Raw genomic sequence first — 13,780 nt, forward strand, 5'->3', positions numbered from 1 at the left:
CCCCTTCCCATCCCGAACAGGACCGTGAAACGACTCCGCGCCGATGATAGTGCGGATTCCCGTGTGAAAGTAGGTCATCGCCAGGCTCTCCCCTCAACACCCCAGCTCTTACACAGAGCTGGGGTGTTTGCTTTTGGAGGCTCGGTTCGCGACTGGCTTGCTGAACGAGGTTCCTCTATTCGCCGCAAACGCACGCCAATAAAAAGTGGTTTATAAGACGCTTTATTGGTCGGAATCGTGTCAATTTGGGTGGCGGTTACTTCAAAGCCCCTCCATTCCAGTGTTTTGCTATCGCCGTCTGGCAACGTGGTAGTGGACAAAAGTTATCTTCCCTGGCGCGCTTTCTAAGTATTTGATTTGCAGGAACATCGTGGCGAGTGATTAAAGGGTCGCTTGCAAAGATGTTTTCCCTTGCGCCATACATGCAGCCCCGCGCGAGAACAAAGTTACTTTCCCTTGGCTGCGGTCAGCGGCACCGTGCTTGGCTTGACGAGGAAGAGGCGGGGTTAGCATTCCGCCCATTCCGGTCCTCCAGCTCATAGTTGAGGGTCGGTAAGCCTCGCGCCGACGTCCATGTGCCGCTGGCCCACCAGTCTGCCCTGGCGGGAGTGCTTCTGGCGGCCGCGGTCGTACGCCACGCGCTGGGTGGGGCCGCGCAAAGCCGCATCACTCAAGTGGACCTGTTGAAGCCCCTTCCTGTCGAACTGACGCGTCCTGCAGATAAGCATCCGTCAGGCTCCTGCATCTGCCAGGACCAGGATTACCAACAGGTGTATGTGGCCAAGTATGCACAGACACATGATCCGGTCGATCCGGCTAAACCAAAGCTGAAAGGGGCCCCGGCAAGTAGCGAGACCTCGCGCAGAACCTCTGCTAGAGCCTCACGTCAGTCTCGTGTGATGGACACGGCGAAGCCCGCCGAAGGCGTGGTGGCAAGGAAATTAGGGTAAGTGTGGTGGCCCTGTTGCGAGATTTCCCACGCAGTGCTGGAATGTCCAACGAAGGTAGGGCGGGAACAGCGAGGCACTATGACCAGACAGGTACTCTTGCTTGACTACGACGGGGTATTGCATCGAGGCAACTCGTATCTGACGCCAGGAGGCGTTGTCAGCAGTGCTCCTGGCCAAATCGAGCTATTTGAATATGCCGGTCTACTAGCCCAACTGCTCGAACCTCATCCCCTCGTTGAGCTGGTCTTGTCGACGGACTGGGTGCCAAAGTTTGGCTTTGAGATCGCTCGGGATGCTTTGCCAATCGAGGATCTTCGGCGTCGTGTTTCAGGTTCGACATTCAATGGCAGCATCGACGACGCATTGTATTGGTTGGGGATGTCCAGAGGTCGCCAGGTACTTCAGTACGTATCGAGACACCGGCTTACCCATTGGCTCGCGCTGGACGACAGGCGAGATGGTTTTGAGTCTTGCCGCACGCGTCTCATTCACTGTCAGGCGATGGCGGGGTTAGGTGATGTAGCGGTACAGCACTGGTTCGCTCAGCAGTGCGGAAAATATTTCTCGGGTGCTCGCGCAAGGTTGGCACGGGTTTGCGGGGGCAGGGGAAGGTAACTTTGTCGGCGAAGTGCCTTCTGCCGAGGCCGTCAGACACCCTAACTTTGGCGTTCCACGCCAGGGAAACGAACTTTGTCGCAGGGAACATAACTTTTGTCCGTTCCCAAACGCTCACGCAAAACTAGCCCGCGTTGAAGGAAAGCTGTGATACTGTATATTCATACAGTATTCATCGCTTGCTTTGGCGTTTCCATGTTTGCGTTGTCCTCGTCTCTTTTCATCGCCGAAGATGTGGCGAAATGCCATGCCCCCGCCGTGCGCGAGGTGTCTAGGTTGCGTTCGCCCGCGCCGAAAGCCTCGACGGCGCCATTGCCGGAAACGCTGCATCCCGCATTGTGGAGTGCAGGCCGTCTGGCGCGAGGCGGCGGGCGCGTTCTGACCACTGGATATGATTCACTGAATGCCGAGTTGCCCGGTGGTGGCTGGCCCCTCGGCGGATTGACCGAACTGCTGTGTCCACAATCCGGTATTGGTGAATGCCGGTTGCTGCGCCCGACGTTGTCTACGCTGTGCACGGGCGCAGGGCGCATCGCGCTGATTGCTCCACCGCATCTGCCGAATGCAGTGAGGCTGGTGGGCTGGGATTTCTCTCCTGAACAAATCGTATGGGTGCGGGCTGACAAGCCCGCTGACCTTCTGTGGGCAGCCGAGCAGGTTCTACGCAGCAAGGCTTTCGGCGGAGTACTGGTCTGGCTGAACCGGGCACGCCCAGGAGAGCTTCGCAGGCTGCAAGTGTTGGCCCAGGCGGGAGAGAGCGCCATCTGGTTGTTCCGGCCGGCCCAGGCGCAGCGTGAGTCGTCGCCGGCGGTGCTGCGGCTGGGGCTGGAGCCGGCTGGCGCCGATGTGCTGTCCATCCTCTTCCACAAGCGGCGCGGGCCGTTGCGTGAATCTCCATTGCTGCTGCCGTTGGCGGATCCGCTTCGGGCCGGTCGCGCTTCTGTGCGTCCGTTGTCTGTGCCGCCCGTCGAGCCGTTCATCATGGATCCGGCCACGGCGCAATTGCTGGCGGCGCTTTCGTCTCCTTCGTCTTCTGTTGCGTTCGATGCTTTGTCGGACGTTCCCGATCAAAACACTCCCGATCATGCCGTTCTGGATCGCGGTGCATCTGCCCCGTCTCCCACTCGACGCGCTTCGACCGCGGTGGTCTGATCCGGCCGCGCTGCCTTTGCCGGTGGTGGTGTTGGAGCAGGAGCGCGTGGTGTCGGCCAACCGTTTGGCGATGCGCGAAGGCGTACATGCAGGCCTGCGCCGGGCGGGAGCGCAGGCATTGGTACCACACGCTATACAGCTTGACCGTGACGTGGCGGCCGAGGCACGGTTGGTGCAATCGCTGGCGCTGGCGTTGCTGGCATTCACGCCGCATGTGACGTTGGACGTGGTGGATGAGGCAACTGTCCTGTTGGAGGTGGAGGCCAGCTTGCGCCTGTTCGGTGGGCATCGCGCGCTGTGTCGGGCGGTGAGGTATTGCGCGTTTCGGTTGGGTGCCGTGCCGCAGCTTGGCACCGGGCCGACGGCGCGCGGTGCGGCATGGCTTGCCAGTGCACAGCCGGCGCCGATACGTGGCCGGCGTCGCACAGCAGCCCGTCAGGGGCGCGTGCGGAGGGCGGTGCGGCAGGAGCGGTTGTCGACGTTGCTTGATCAATTGCCGGTCGATGCGGTGGCGCGTCTTACACGGCCTGATTGGCTTGAGGGCCTCGGCTGCCGCACGCTGTCCGATTTGCGCGAGTTACCGCGTAGCGGATTGCGGCGGCGCTGCGGGCCGTTGCTGATGGATACGCTCGACGCGGCTTATGGCAACGGGCACGAGAGCTTCACGTGGTTCACCGCGCCGTTGTGCTTTGATGTGCCGTTGGAATTGTCAGGTCGCATCGATAACGCGGAAGGTGTGCTGGCAGCCTCGGAGCAATTGTTGTTGCAGCTGGTCGGCTGGCTGTCGGCGCTTCAATTGGGCGCCAAGACATATCGACTCACGCTGGAGCACGAACGCCGGCGCGGCCGGAGCAGTGAGGATGCCGCTTCGTCCACGCCGGTGGAGATCGCGCTGGCACAGCCGGTTCGCACGCTGGCGCACTTGTCGCGGGTGCTGCATGAGCGCGTGCATCGGCTCACGCTGATCGCACCAGTGGTCGAACTACGCCTGACGGTGACCGACGCTACGCCGCTCGCGCCGCCCACGGAGTCGCTGTTTCCCGAGCCAGGTGGTCGCGCTGAAGATGCTGCACGCCTGATCGACACGCTGATCGCCAGGCTGGGCGCTGAGAACGTGCGTCACCCGCAGCCGTGTGCTGATCATCGCCCCGAGCGCGCCAACCATTGGGTCGAGGTGAATGCCGCGACTACCGCGCAGAGCCGTGCCGCGGCGCGTCAGGCATTGGCGCAATGGCACGCGCAACAGCCGGAGCGGCCGCTGTGGCTGCTGGAGAAGCCGATCCCGCTGCTGACACGTCAGAATTATCCGTATTACCGCGGGCGGCTGCGGCTGGTGTCGATGCCCGAACGCATTGAATCCGGCTGGTGGGACGACGACCTCATCAAGCGCGATTACTTCATCGTCGAGGGAGGAAAAGGCGAGCGTTACTGGGTGTATCGCGAGCGCGTTTCCGCAGGCAAGGCTAACGCGGGAGAGGAAGACGCCCGCTGGTATCTGCACGGCTTGTTCGGTTAAGCACGTCATGACTTCGGCCACGCCTCTCCCCGTTCTGCCCGACTATGCCGAGCTGCATTGCATCAGCAACTTCACGTTCCTGACAGGCGCGTCGCACCCGAGCGAACTGGTGGAGCGCGCCAAACTTTACGGTTATCAAGCACTGGCGCTGACTGACGAATGCTCTGTAGCAGGCACCGCGCGGGCGCTTGTGGCTTCGAAGGAGCACGAACTGAAGCTCATCATCGGCAGTCGCTTCACGGTGCGCAATGCCGATGGCGAACCTTGGCTGCGGCTGGTGCTGCTGGCGCAGAACATCGAGGGTTACGGCAACCTGAGCGAAATCATCACGCACGCGCGGTTGGCCGCACCCAAGGGCGAATACCGCTTGCTAGCTGACGATTTGGCCTCGCCCCAAGGCGAACTCGCGCACCTGCGCGGCGCGCCCGATTGCCTGGCGATTCTGCTGCCTGATTACGATCCTGACCCGCAGCAACTGTTGGCTCAGGCGTGGTGGTGCCAACGCGTGTTCGGGGATCGGCTATCGATTGCGCTGGAGTTGCCGCTGCGGCACGCGGATGACCGCCATCGCGGTACGGTCTTGGCGGTGTCGGAACAGATCGATGTGCCCATGGTCGCGACCGGCGGTGTTCAGATGCACACGCGCCAACGCAAACCGCTGCACGACGTGCTGACCGCCATCCGTCTATCCAAGCCGCTTTCCGAGTGCGGTTTGGAACTTGCGCCCAGCGCTGAACAAGCAATGCGCACGCGCATGCAGCTCGCGTTCCTCTATCAAGGCGAGGGTGGCGAGAAGATCCTGCGTCGCACGGTGGAGCTGGCCGCGTTGTGCAATTTTTCTCTCGACGAAATCGAATACGAATATCCGAGCGAAGTCGTGCCGGAAGGCATGACGCCGGCGGAATACCTGCGCGCCGAAACGTTCGCTGGCGCCGCGCGACGCTATCCGAATGGTGTGTCGGAGAAGGTGCATGCGCAGATTGAGGAGGAACTCGGACTGATTGCCGAGCTGGGGTACGAGCCGTTTTTCCTGACCGTCTATGACGTGGTGAAGTTCGCGCGCAACGAAGGGATTCTCTGCCAGGGGCGAGGTTCGGCGGCCAACTCGGCGGTGTGCTATTGCCTGGGGATTACCGAGGTGAACCCGGATAGCGGCAACACGCTGTTCGCACGCTTTCTTTCGCGTGCGCGCAATGAGCCGCCCGACATCGACGTCGATTTCGAGCATCAGCGTCGCGAAGAGGTCATCCAGTACATCTACAAAAAATACGGTGTGACACGTACAGCGCTGGCAGCAGCGCTCATCACTTACCGCACGCGTAGCGCACTGCGTGACGTCGGTCGCGCGTTGGGTATCGACCTGGGCATCGTCGAGCAGGTGGCCAAGGGGCAGGCGTGGTGGGATAGCCGTAAGGAATTTGCGCAGCGCGCAGGCCAGCAAGGTCTGGATCCGGAATCACCGTTGGTGCTGCGCTGGGCGCAACTGGTGGATCAGTTGCGTGGTTTTCCGCGCCATCTGTCGCAGCACGTGGGCGGGTTCGTGATTGCGCAGGGCAAGCTTTCGCGCCTGGTGCCGATCGAGAACGCCGCGATGGAAAACCGCCGCGTCATCCAGTGGGATAAAGACGATCTCGAATCGCTGCGCCTGCTGAAGGTGGACGTACTGGCGCTGGGCATGCTGACGGCCATTCGCCGCACGTTGGACATGGTCGATGCGTTGCCCGGGCGGCGCGAGCACTACGGCGCGACGGCCAAGCTCGCCATGCAGAACCTGCCCGATGACGATACCGAAACCTACGACATGATCTGCCGCGCCGAGACCATCGGCGTGTTCCAGATCGAATCGCGTGCGCAGCAATCGATGCTGCCGCGTCTGCGTCCGCGCGAGTATTACGACTTGGTGATCCAGGTGGCCATCGTACGGCCGGGGCCGATCCAGGGCGGCATGGTCCACCCGTATCTGCAGCGGCGCGAGGCAAAGCGCAATGGCAACACCGATTGCGTGACCTACCCCGGCCCCGAGGTGAAAGCCGTGCTCGAACGCACGCTGGGTGTGCCGATCTTCCAGGAGCAGGTGATGGAGATCGCCATGAAGGCCGGCGATTTCACTGCGGATGATGCTGACCGCCTGCGCCGCGACATGGCCGCCTGGAAGCGCAAGGGGAATCTCACGCAGCATCAGGAGCGCCTGGTGCATGCGATGGTCGTCAAGAGGCGCTACGACCCTGCTTTTGTCGAAGCGCTGTGCAAACAGATGGAAGGTTTTGCCGAATACGGCTTCCCCGAAAGCCACGCGGCAGGCTTTGCCAAGCTGGCTTACGTCAGCAGCTTCCTGAAATGCCATGAGCCGGCGGCGTTTTTTGCGGCGTTGCTCAACAGTCAGCCGATGGGGTTCTATTCACCGTCGCAACTGGTGCAGGAGGCGCGGCGCAGCCATGTGCGTGTGCTGCCCGCGGACGTGACGGCCAGCGTATGGGACAGTACGCTGCATCCCCGCGCCGATGGCGAGACCGGTGAAGATGGCCTAGTGCAACCCGATATCCGGCTCGGGTTGAATCGCATTCGGGGCATGCGCAAGCCGGCTGCCGAGCGTATCGAAGCGGCTCGCGCCCAAGCGCCATTTACGAGTGTGGAGGATCTCGCCCATCGCGCCGCGCTCGACCGTCACGACTTGAACGTGCTGGCCGCCGCCAATGCGCTGAAGTCGCTGGCCGGCCACCGTCGTCAGGCGCTATGGCAAACGCTCGCACTGCAGGAGCCCGGCCACGATCACGCGCTGCTGCGCCAGGCTCGTCCGGTGGAAGCGCCGCTGGAACTGCCTGCACCGCCCATAGGCGAAGAGGTGATGGCGGATTACGGCAGCCTGGGATTGTCGTTGCAGAGCCATCCGGTAGAGCTGCTGCGCGCACGGCTCGAGCGCATGCGTTTCGCCACCGCCGCCACGCTGGCCGGCTATCGCAACGGGCAACTGGCGCGCGCTTGCGGCATTGTCACGGTGCGGCAGCGGCCGGGCACGGCCAACGGCACGATCTTCGTTTCCATTGAAGATGAGACGGGCGCCATCAACGTCATCCTCTGGCCGCACTTGATCGAGCGTCAGCGACGCGAAGTGCTGAACGCCCAGTTGCTGGGCGTCTACGGTAAATGGCAATGTGAGCGCGAGACCCGACACCTTGTCGCCCAGCATCTGGTGGATCTGACCCCACTTCTGGGGCGCCTCGCCACTTCCAGCCGCGACTTCCATTAATTTCCTGTCCACCGGCAACTGACCGCCGCGTCACCTTCGGCACGGCAATTGCGTGATGAGAGGCACGCGCGCTCGCCCCACCGTGACGCAGGAGGCACAGGCGGTTCTCTCCCGCCGGGCACCCTCCGATTGGTGGTTAGGGCAAGCGCGGATCGACGAAACGCAATGCGGATGCAAGGATTTGCGCTTGAGGCGTCACAAACTTGGCCTGCCAAGCGAAGAAAACGGCATCTGTGAGGGAACTGACCCGCAGCCGCCTTGTCACCATAAACAGGTTGATGAGATGCGCTTTCATCACGCGTCGATATTGGGTGCAGTTGAAATTACGTCTACTCTGTAGAAAACACATCACGGAGGCCGCCCCCAAAAACCTATGCAGCGGCGTGCATACATGACAGCCGCCGCCGTTGCCGTGCTGTGTATGACCGCGGACGAAGGTGCAGCCACCCGACCCGCATATTTTCCGCTCATCGTTCGGGTCCAGACCCGGCGGTGTTTCCCATCTCAGGTGCAGGAGCGAACAGATGGAACAGCCTTTCAAGCAGTTACACAGTCTGCGCAAGTCGCGCAAGCTCAAACAGGAAGATGTCGCCAAGATGGCCGGTATCTCTCGCGAAGCGTATTTGCGCGCGGAATCCGGTCGTGCCGATCCCCGCCTGTCGACGCTGATGGCCGTGGCCGGCGCGCTGGGGCTGGAGGTCGTTCTGGCGCCGCGAGAAGCCGTCGCCGAGATCGAGCGCGTGATTGCCAATCACCCGACGCAGCCAACGCAAGCGGGCGGCGGGGCAGAAGCAGGCCACGAGCGCTCGGAGCAAGGTTCAATGGGCGGCACGGGCGGTGGTCATGGCCTGGCGGGCCAATACCGCGGGCCAGAGCGCCATCCGCAGTCGGCCTATCATCCGGGTGCCTCGCATAGCCAAGCCGGCCAGCAAGGCGCACCGCATGCTGGCAGCAGTGCAGAAGATCGCTCGCGCATGACGTCTTCGGACCGCCCAGGCGCTGGCGGCTCGTCGGGCGGCTCGGATCGTCCGGGCGGTTCGGGTTCGCGCGAGTCGTAAGCGGATCCTTCTGGCACAGGCCGGGCACGCAAGCGCCCGGCTTGCGATTGAGCGCAGGAGGCAGTCGCACTACAATCGGCCGCGCAAACCGCGCCCGGTTGATTTGCGCGCGTTTGCGCCAACGTTTCCTTTTTCTTTCATATGAACGGCGATCTGCCACGCAACCAGATGGCGAAAGCCGTGCCGCAACACCCGCCGTTCTGGCACCACCTCAAACAAGACGTTTTCTTCTGGTCGTTGCTGGCCATTTGCGGCGCGCTGACCCTCATGGCGCCCAAGCGCATTGTTGAGTATCCGGCGCTGATTGACTGGCACACCATTGCCGCATTGGCCGGCTTGCTCATCCTGACCAAGGCGGTTGAGGCCAGCGGCATGCTGCAGCTGCTCGGCCGGCGCCTCGTCGAAGTGGTCAGCAGCCAGCGTGTACTTGCACTCAGCCTGGTAGCGGCTTCGGCAGCGCTGTCCACCGTATTGACCAACGATGTGGCGTTGTTCGTCATCGTGCCACTCACCGTCGGCTTGCGGCAGGTCGCCAGCTTGCCGGTGGCGCGGCTGGTGATATTCGAGGCGCTGGCGGTCAACGCGGGTTCTGCACTCACGCCGATCGGCAATCCGCAGAACCTCTTCCTGTGGCATCAATCGGGGCTGTCGTTTGGCGCGTTTGTCTGGCAGATGGCGCCGATGGTCGTGCTCCTGATGGCCTTGCTGCTGGTGGTGACGTGGCTGGCCTTTGCCTCGCACGAAATCCATCTGCATGCCGAAACTGCCGACGTGGAATTACACAAGCGCCTGCTGGTGCCGGCGCTCGCGCTGTACGTGCCGTTTCTGGTGCTGACCGATCTTGGCCACCCGCTAGTGGCGGCAGCCGGGTTGATCGTGCTGTATCTGATCGGTGCGCGCTATGTGCTGGCGCGGGTGGACTGGGGCCTGCTGCTCGTGTTCATGCTGATGTTCATTGACCTGCGGCTGGTGGCGCAGCTTGGCGTTGTGCGGCAGGCGCTGGATGCGCTGGCGTTGAGCAATCCAATGCATCTGTACTGGGCCGGCATTGGCGTGTCGCAGATTATCAGCAACGTGCCGGCGGCGATCCTGCTGGCCGAGTATTCGCATGACTGGCCGATGATCGCCTTTGCGGTAAGCGTGGGCGGATTCGGTACGCTCATCGGGTCGTTGGCCAACCTGATTGCGTTGCGCATGCTGGGCGACCGCCGTGCGTGGTGGGTGTTTCACGCGTATTCGATGCCGTTTCTCCTGGCTGCGGGGGGCATCGTGTACGCGTGGCTGATGTGGCTGCGTTAGGCGGGCACGGCATCCCAATCGGGCGCACAGGCCGGTTGTACGTAGCGCAACGTCTTCGCAACGCGGCAATAGCGGCACGGTCCGCGTCATACAGGCGCAGACGCAATGCATCGAGGCCAGACGAGCGGTTTGCGTTGTACGCGCTGTATCCGTCGCGTCGCTACCTGCCGGTGAAGGTGCATGCGTTTATCGATTTCTGCGTAGAAAACCTGCCTGCGGGCTAGCGCACACAGCACTGCGGCCGCACTCGGCGGCCGCAGCGGATGAAGCAAAAAAACGTCAGACCTTCTTGGCTGCCATCACGGCTTCCGACACGTTGCGCGGTGCTTCAGCGTAGTGCTTGAACTCCATCGTGTACGTCGCACGGCCCTGGCTGAGCGAACGCAGGTTGGTGGAGTAGCCGAACATCTCGGCCAGCGGCACCTCGGCATGCACGACCTTGCCGCCACCGCCCGGAATGTCTTCCGTGCCTTGCACCATGCCGCGCCGCGATGACAGATCGCCGATCACGTTGCCCATGTAGTCTTCGGGCGTTTCCACTTCCACGGCCATCATCGGTTCGAGCAGGATGGGGCCGGCCTTGCGCATGGCCTCTTTGAAGGCCATCGAGCCGGCCATGCGGAACGCGTTTTCGTTCGAATCCACGTCGTGGTACGAGCCGAAGGTCAGGCGCACCTTGACGTCCACCACCGGGTAACCCGCGAGCACGCCCGTGTTGAGCGTGTCACGGATGCCCTTGTCCACCGCCGGGATGAACTCGCGCGGGATCACGCCGCCCTTGATCTCGTCGACGAACTCGTAGCCCTTGCCCTCGTTGGGCTCCAGCGTGATGACCGCATGGCCATACTGACCGCGTCCGCCGGATTGCTTGACGAACTTGCCTTCGACGTCTTCAGCAGCCTTCTTGATGGTTTCGCGGTAGGCCACCTGCGGCTTGCCGACGGTGGCTTCCACGCCAAACTCGCGCTTCATGCGGTCGACCAGGATTTCCAGGTGCAGCTCGCCCATGCCTGAAATGATGGTCTGGCCGGATTCCTCGTCGGTCTTCACTCGGAACGACGGGTCTTCTTGCGCCAGGCGGTTCAGGGCGATGCCCATCTTTTCCTGGTCGGCCTTGGTCTTGGGCTCCACGGCCTGGCTGATGACGGGCTCCGGAAATTCCATGCGCTCCAGCACGATGACGTGCTCCGGATCGCACAGCGTTTCACCGGTCGTCACGTCTTTCAGGCCCACCGCGGCGGCGATGTCACCTGCCAGCACTTCCTTGATCTCTTCGCGCTGGTTGGCGTGCATCTGCAGGATCCGGCCCAGGCGCTCACGCTTGCCCTTGACCGAGTTGTAGACCGTGTCGCCCGAGTTGATCTTGCCCGAATACACGCGGAAGAACGCGAGCTGGCCGACGAACGGGTCGGTCATGATCTTGAAGGCCAGGGCGGCGAAGGGCTCGCTGTCGCTCGGGTGGCGCTCCAGCGGCTCGTCTTTCTCGCCGTGGCCTTCGATGGCGGGAATGTCCACTGGCGAGGGCAGGTAGTCGACCACCGCGTCGAGCATCGCCTGCACGCCCTTGTTCTTGAAGGCGGAGCCGCACAGCATCGGCTGGATTTCGCCGGCGATGGTGCGTTTGCGCAGGGCGCGCTTGATCTCTTCCTCGGTCAGCTCTTCTCCGCCGAGGTATTTGTTGAGCAGTTCTTCATCCGCCTCTGCGGCGGCTTCGACCATCTTTTCGCGCCATTCCTGCGCGATGGGCAGCAGCGCCGGGTCGATGTCGGTGTACTCGAACTTCACGCCCTGCGAGGCATCGTCCCACAGGATCTCTTTCATCTTGACGAGGTCGACCACCCCGCGAAAGCCGTCTTCCGCGCCAACGGGAATCTGGATCGGCACCGGGTTGCCCTTCAGGCGCTCGCGCATCTGGCGCTCAACGCGGAAGAAGTCCGCGCCGATGCGGTCCATCTTGTTGACGAACGCGATGCGCGGCACCTTGTATTTGTTGGCCTGGCGCCAGACGGTTTCTGACTGCGGCTGCACGCCGCCCACCGAGTCGTAGACCATGCAGGCGCCATCCAGCACGCGCATGGAGCGTTCCACTTCGATGGTGAAATCGACGTGGCCCGGGGTGTCGATGATGTTGATGCGGTGCTCGGGGTAGTTGCCGGCCATGCCGCGCCACATGCAGTGCGTGGCCGCCGACGTGATGGTGATGCCGCGCTCTTGCTCCTGCTCCATCCAGTCCATCGTGGCCGCGCCGTCATGCACCTCGCCTATCTTGTGATTGACCCCGGTGTAGAACAGGATGCGCTCGGTCGTGGTGGTTTTGCCGGCGTCGATGTGCGCCGAGATGCCGATGTTGCGATAGCGCTCGATGGGGGTCTGGCGGGGCATGATGTTTCTCTTCCGTTGAAGGACACTCGCATCGCCAACTCCGCACCATGCGAAGGGCGAATGTGCGAGTGGGAACACATTATAGGATCGGTCCTAACGCATCGCATGTTAGGGGTATTGGCCGGGATTTCATCCCCTTCCCACCTCGTATGCAAGCCGATGCAGGCCCGCAAAGTCCAGCAGTTCGATTTCTCCGTAAGCCAGCCTGAGGATGCCGTGCGCTTCGAATTCCTTCAAAACCTGATTCACGGTCTGCCGGGACAGTGACAGCAATTGCGCAAGCTGCTCCTGTGGCACGTGCAGCACACGCCGCGTGCCCAGGCGCAGGTCGCCGTAGCCGTCCGCCATCAGTAGCAGGCGCCGCGCCACACGCACGGGGGCGGGCAGGAGGGCGGTCTCTTCCAGCACGATGAATGTCAGGCGCAGCTTGTGAGTCAGCAGCAGGGCAAACGCATGCAGCAGCGCGGGCGAGCCATCCAGCAAGGCGATCAGCGCCGCCTGCGGCATATGCAGCAATGTCGTATGGCCGTCGGCGCGGGCGTCATGCGTGCGGGGCTGGCGGTCGAACACGCCGATCTCGCCAAACCAGTTGACGGGTTCCAGTACAGCCAGCAGCGCTTCGCGCCCGTCTGCGCTGGTGGCGCCGATGCGGATCGTGCCTTCCACCACGCAGTAGAGGCCGTCGGGCGCGTCGCCACGCTGGAAGAGGATCTCCCCAGCGCCCAAGCGGCGCACTGCCGCGATGTCGATCAATGCGTCTTGCAAGGTTGCCCCGAGCGTGCCGAACCAGCTGCTGGCGTGCAGGCGTTCGCGGTACGAGCGGGCGTCCAGCGTGCCGGATGTGGCGACGGGGTGGTCCATGGGGGCGGCTGAAGAGCGCTTCGGAAACGTCGAATGTGTCGGCTACGCGACAGAGCGGCGTGCCATCCACTGACTAGGATGAAACGATCATAACGAGCGTGCGGCTGAAGCGTCCATGCTGCAAGCGCACAAAAACCGGAGACCTTCATGCGCACCCTGTCTGACCATCTTTCCAACTACGCCGCTTACCACCAGGACGGCCGCAATATCGCCACGCACTTTGTCGGCATTCCGGCGATTGTGCTGGCGGTTGCGGTGTTGCTGTCGCGGCCCGTGCTGGCAGACCTGTCTGGCGTGGCCGTAACACCGGCACTGCTCGTGCTGGCGCTGACGACGCTGTTCTACCTGCGTTTGGACGCGATGTTCGGCGTGGTGATGTTTGCGCTGATTGCCGTGTGCGTGTGGGCGGGCAACCACGTGGCCGCACATTCGACGGCGGCCTGGTTGTCAGTGGGCATCGGCCTGTTCGTGATCGGCTGGATCATCCAGTTTGTCGGCCACTACTACGAAGGACGTAAGCCGGCGTTCGTCGACGATCTGGCGGGCCTGGTGATTGGGCCGCTGTTCCTGGTGGCCGAGACAGCGTTTGCCCTGGGTTTGCGCGCGAAGCTGCGTGACGAGGTGGTCAGCCGCTCGCACGCCATGCGCGCCGCGATGGCGGTCAAGCACGCCACCGCCTGAGCTGCCAGCCCCAGGCTAT

10 protein-coding genes and 1 rRNA gene are annotated in these 13,780 nt (G+C 62.7%); 8 read left to right on the forward strand and 3 right to left on the reverse strand.

All coding sequences use genetic code 11. From position 1 onward, the window contains the following. From rrf to ACUXH0_RS22840, 5 genes are all read left to right on the forward strand, one after another. A 5S ribosomal RNA gene (gene rrf, locus ACUXH0_RS22820) occupies positions 1-86 on the forward strand; the annotation flags it as partial. A 942-nt stretch (positions 87-1,028) separates the two neighbouring features. Further along, entirely contained in the window at positions 1,029-1,565 is a 537-nt protein-coding gene (locus ACUXH0_RS22825) for an HAD domain-containing protein (protein WP_182594698.1), read from the forward strand. Between the two features lie 195 nt (positions 1,566-1,760). Further along, on the forward strand, positions 1,761-2,717 hold the full coding sequence (imuA, locus tag ACUXH0_RS22830; protein WP_012430462.1) for a translesion DNA synthesis-associated protein ImuA: 957 nt from the start codon (positions 1,761-1,763) through the stop codon (positions 2,715-2,717). Next, on the forward strand, positions 2,650-4,233 hold the full coding sequence (locus ACUXH0_RS22835) for a Y-family DNA polymerase (protein WP_012430461.1): 1,584 nt from the start codon (positions 2,650-2,652) through the stop codon (positions 4,231-4,233). Before imuA ends, ACUXH0_RS22835 begins: the two co-directional genes overlap by 68 nt. Positions 4,234-4,240: 7 nt before the next feature. Continuing rightward, positions 4,241-7,480: an error-prone DNA polymerase gene (locus ACUXH0_RS22840; RefSeq protein WP_012430460.1), complete on the forward strand. Its 3,240-nt coding sequence runs from the start codon at positions 4,241-4,243 to the stop codon at positions 7,478-7,480. 136 nt (positions 7,481-7,616) lie between these two features. Here the strand turns inward: ACUXH0_RS22840 and ACUXH0_RS22845 are convergent, their stop codons facing one another. Then, positions 7,617-7,775, reverse strand: a complete 159-nt coding sequence (locus ACUXH0_RS22845) for a hypothetical protein (RefSeq protein WP_157039912.1) — start codon at positions 7,773-7,775, stop codon at positions 7,617-7,619. Positions 7,776-8,004: 229 nt separating this feature from the next. On the opposite strand from ACUXH0_RS22845, the gene ACUXH0_RS22850 reads away from it, so the two are divergent. After that, positions 8,005-8,538 carry a helix-turn-helix domain-containing protein gene (locus tag ACUXH0_RS22850; RefSeq protein WP_004633895.1) on the forward strand — a complete coding sequence of 178 codons (534 nt, stop codon included), beginning with the start codon at positions 8,005-8,007 and terminating at the stop codon, positions 8,536-8,538. 141 nt (positions 8,539-8,679) lie between these two features. Then, positions 8,680-9,837: an SLC13 family permease gene (locus ACUXH0_RS22855; RefSeq protein WP_137910854.1), complete on the forward strand. Its 1,158-nt coding sequence runs from the start codon at positions 8,680-8,682 to the stop codon at positions 9,835-9,837. A gap of 279 nt (positions 9,838-10,116) precedes the next feature. Here ACUXH0_RS22855 and fusA read toward each other — a convergent pair whose 3' ends face one another. Next, positions 10,117-12,219, reverse strand: a complete 2,103-nt coding sequence (fusA, locus tag ACUXH0_RS22860) for an elongation factor G (protein WP_004633899.1) — start codon at positions 12,217-12,219, stop codon at positions 10,117-10,119. 129 nt (positions 12,220-12,348) lie between these two features. Beyond that, positions 12,349-13,080 carry a Crp/Fnr family transcriptional regulator gene (locus ACUXH0_RS22865; protein WP_012430458.1) on the reverse strand — a complete coding sequence of 244 codons (732 nt, stop codon included), beginning with the start codon at positions 13,078-13,080 and terminating at the stop codon, positions 12,349-12,351. Between the two features lie 147 nt (positions 13,081-13,227). Between ACUXH0_RS22865 and ACUXH0_RS22870 the strand changes: the two genes are divergently transcribed. After that, the gene (locus ACUXH0_RS22870; protein WP_004633903.1) at positions 13,228-13,761 is read left to right on the forward strand and encodes an Mpo1 family 2-hydroxy fatty acid dioxygenase; all 534 of its coding nucleotides are present in this window, start codon (positions 13,228-13,230) and stop codon (positions 13,759-13,761) included. The last annotated feature ends 19 nt before the right edge of the window (positions 13,762-13,780 follow it).

The sequence above is a fragment of the Ralstonia sp. 110700041-2 genome, from assembly GCF_056280165.1.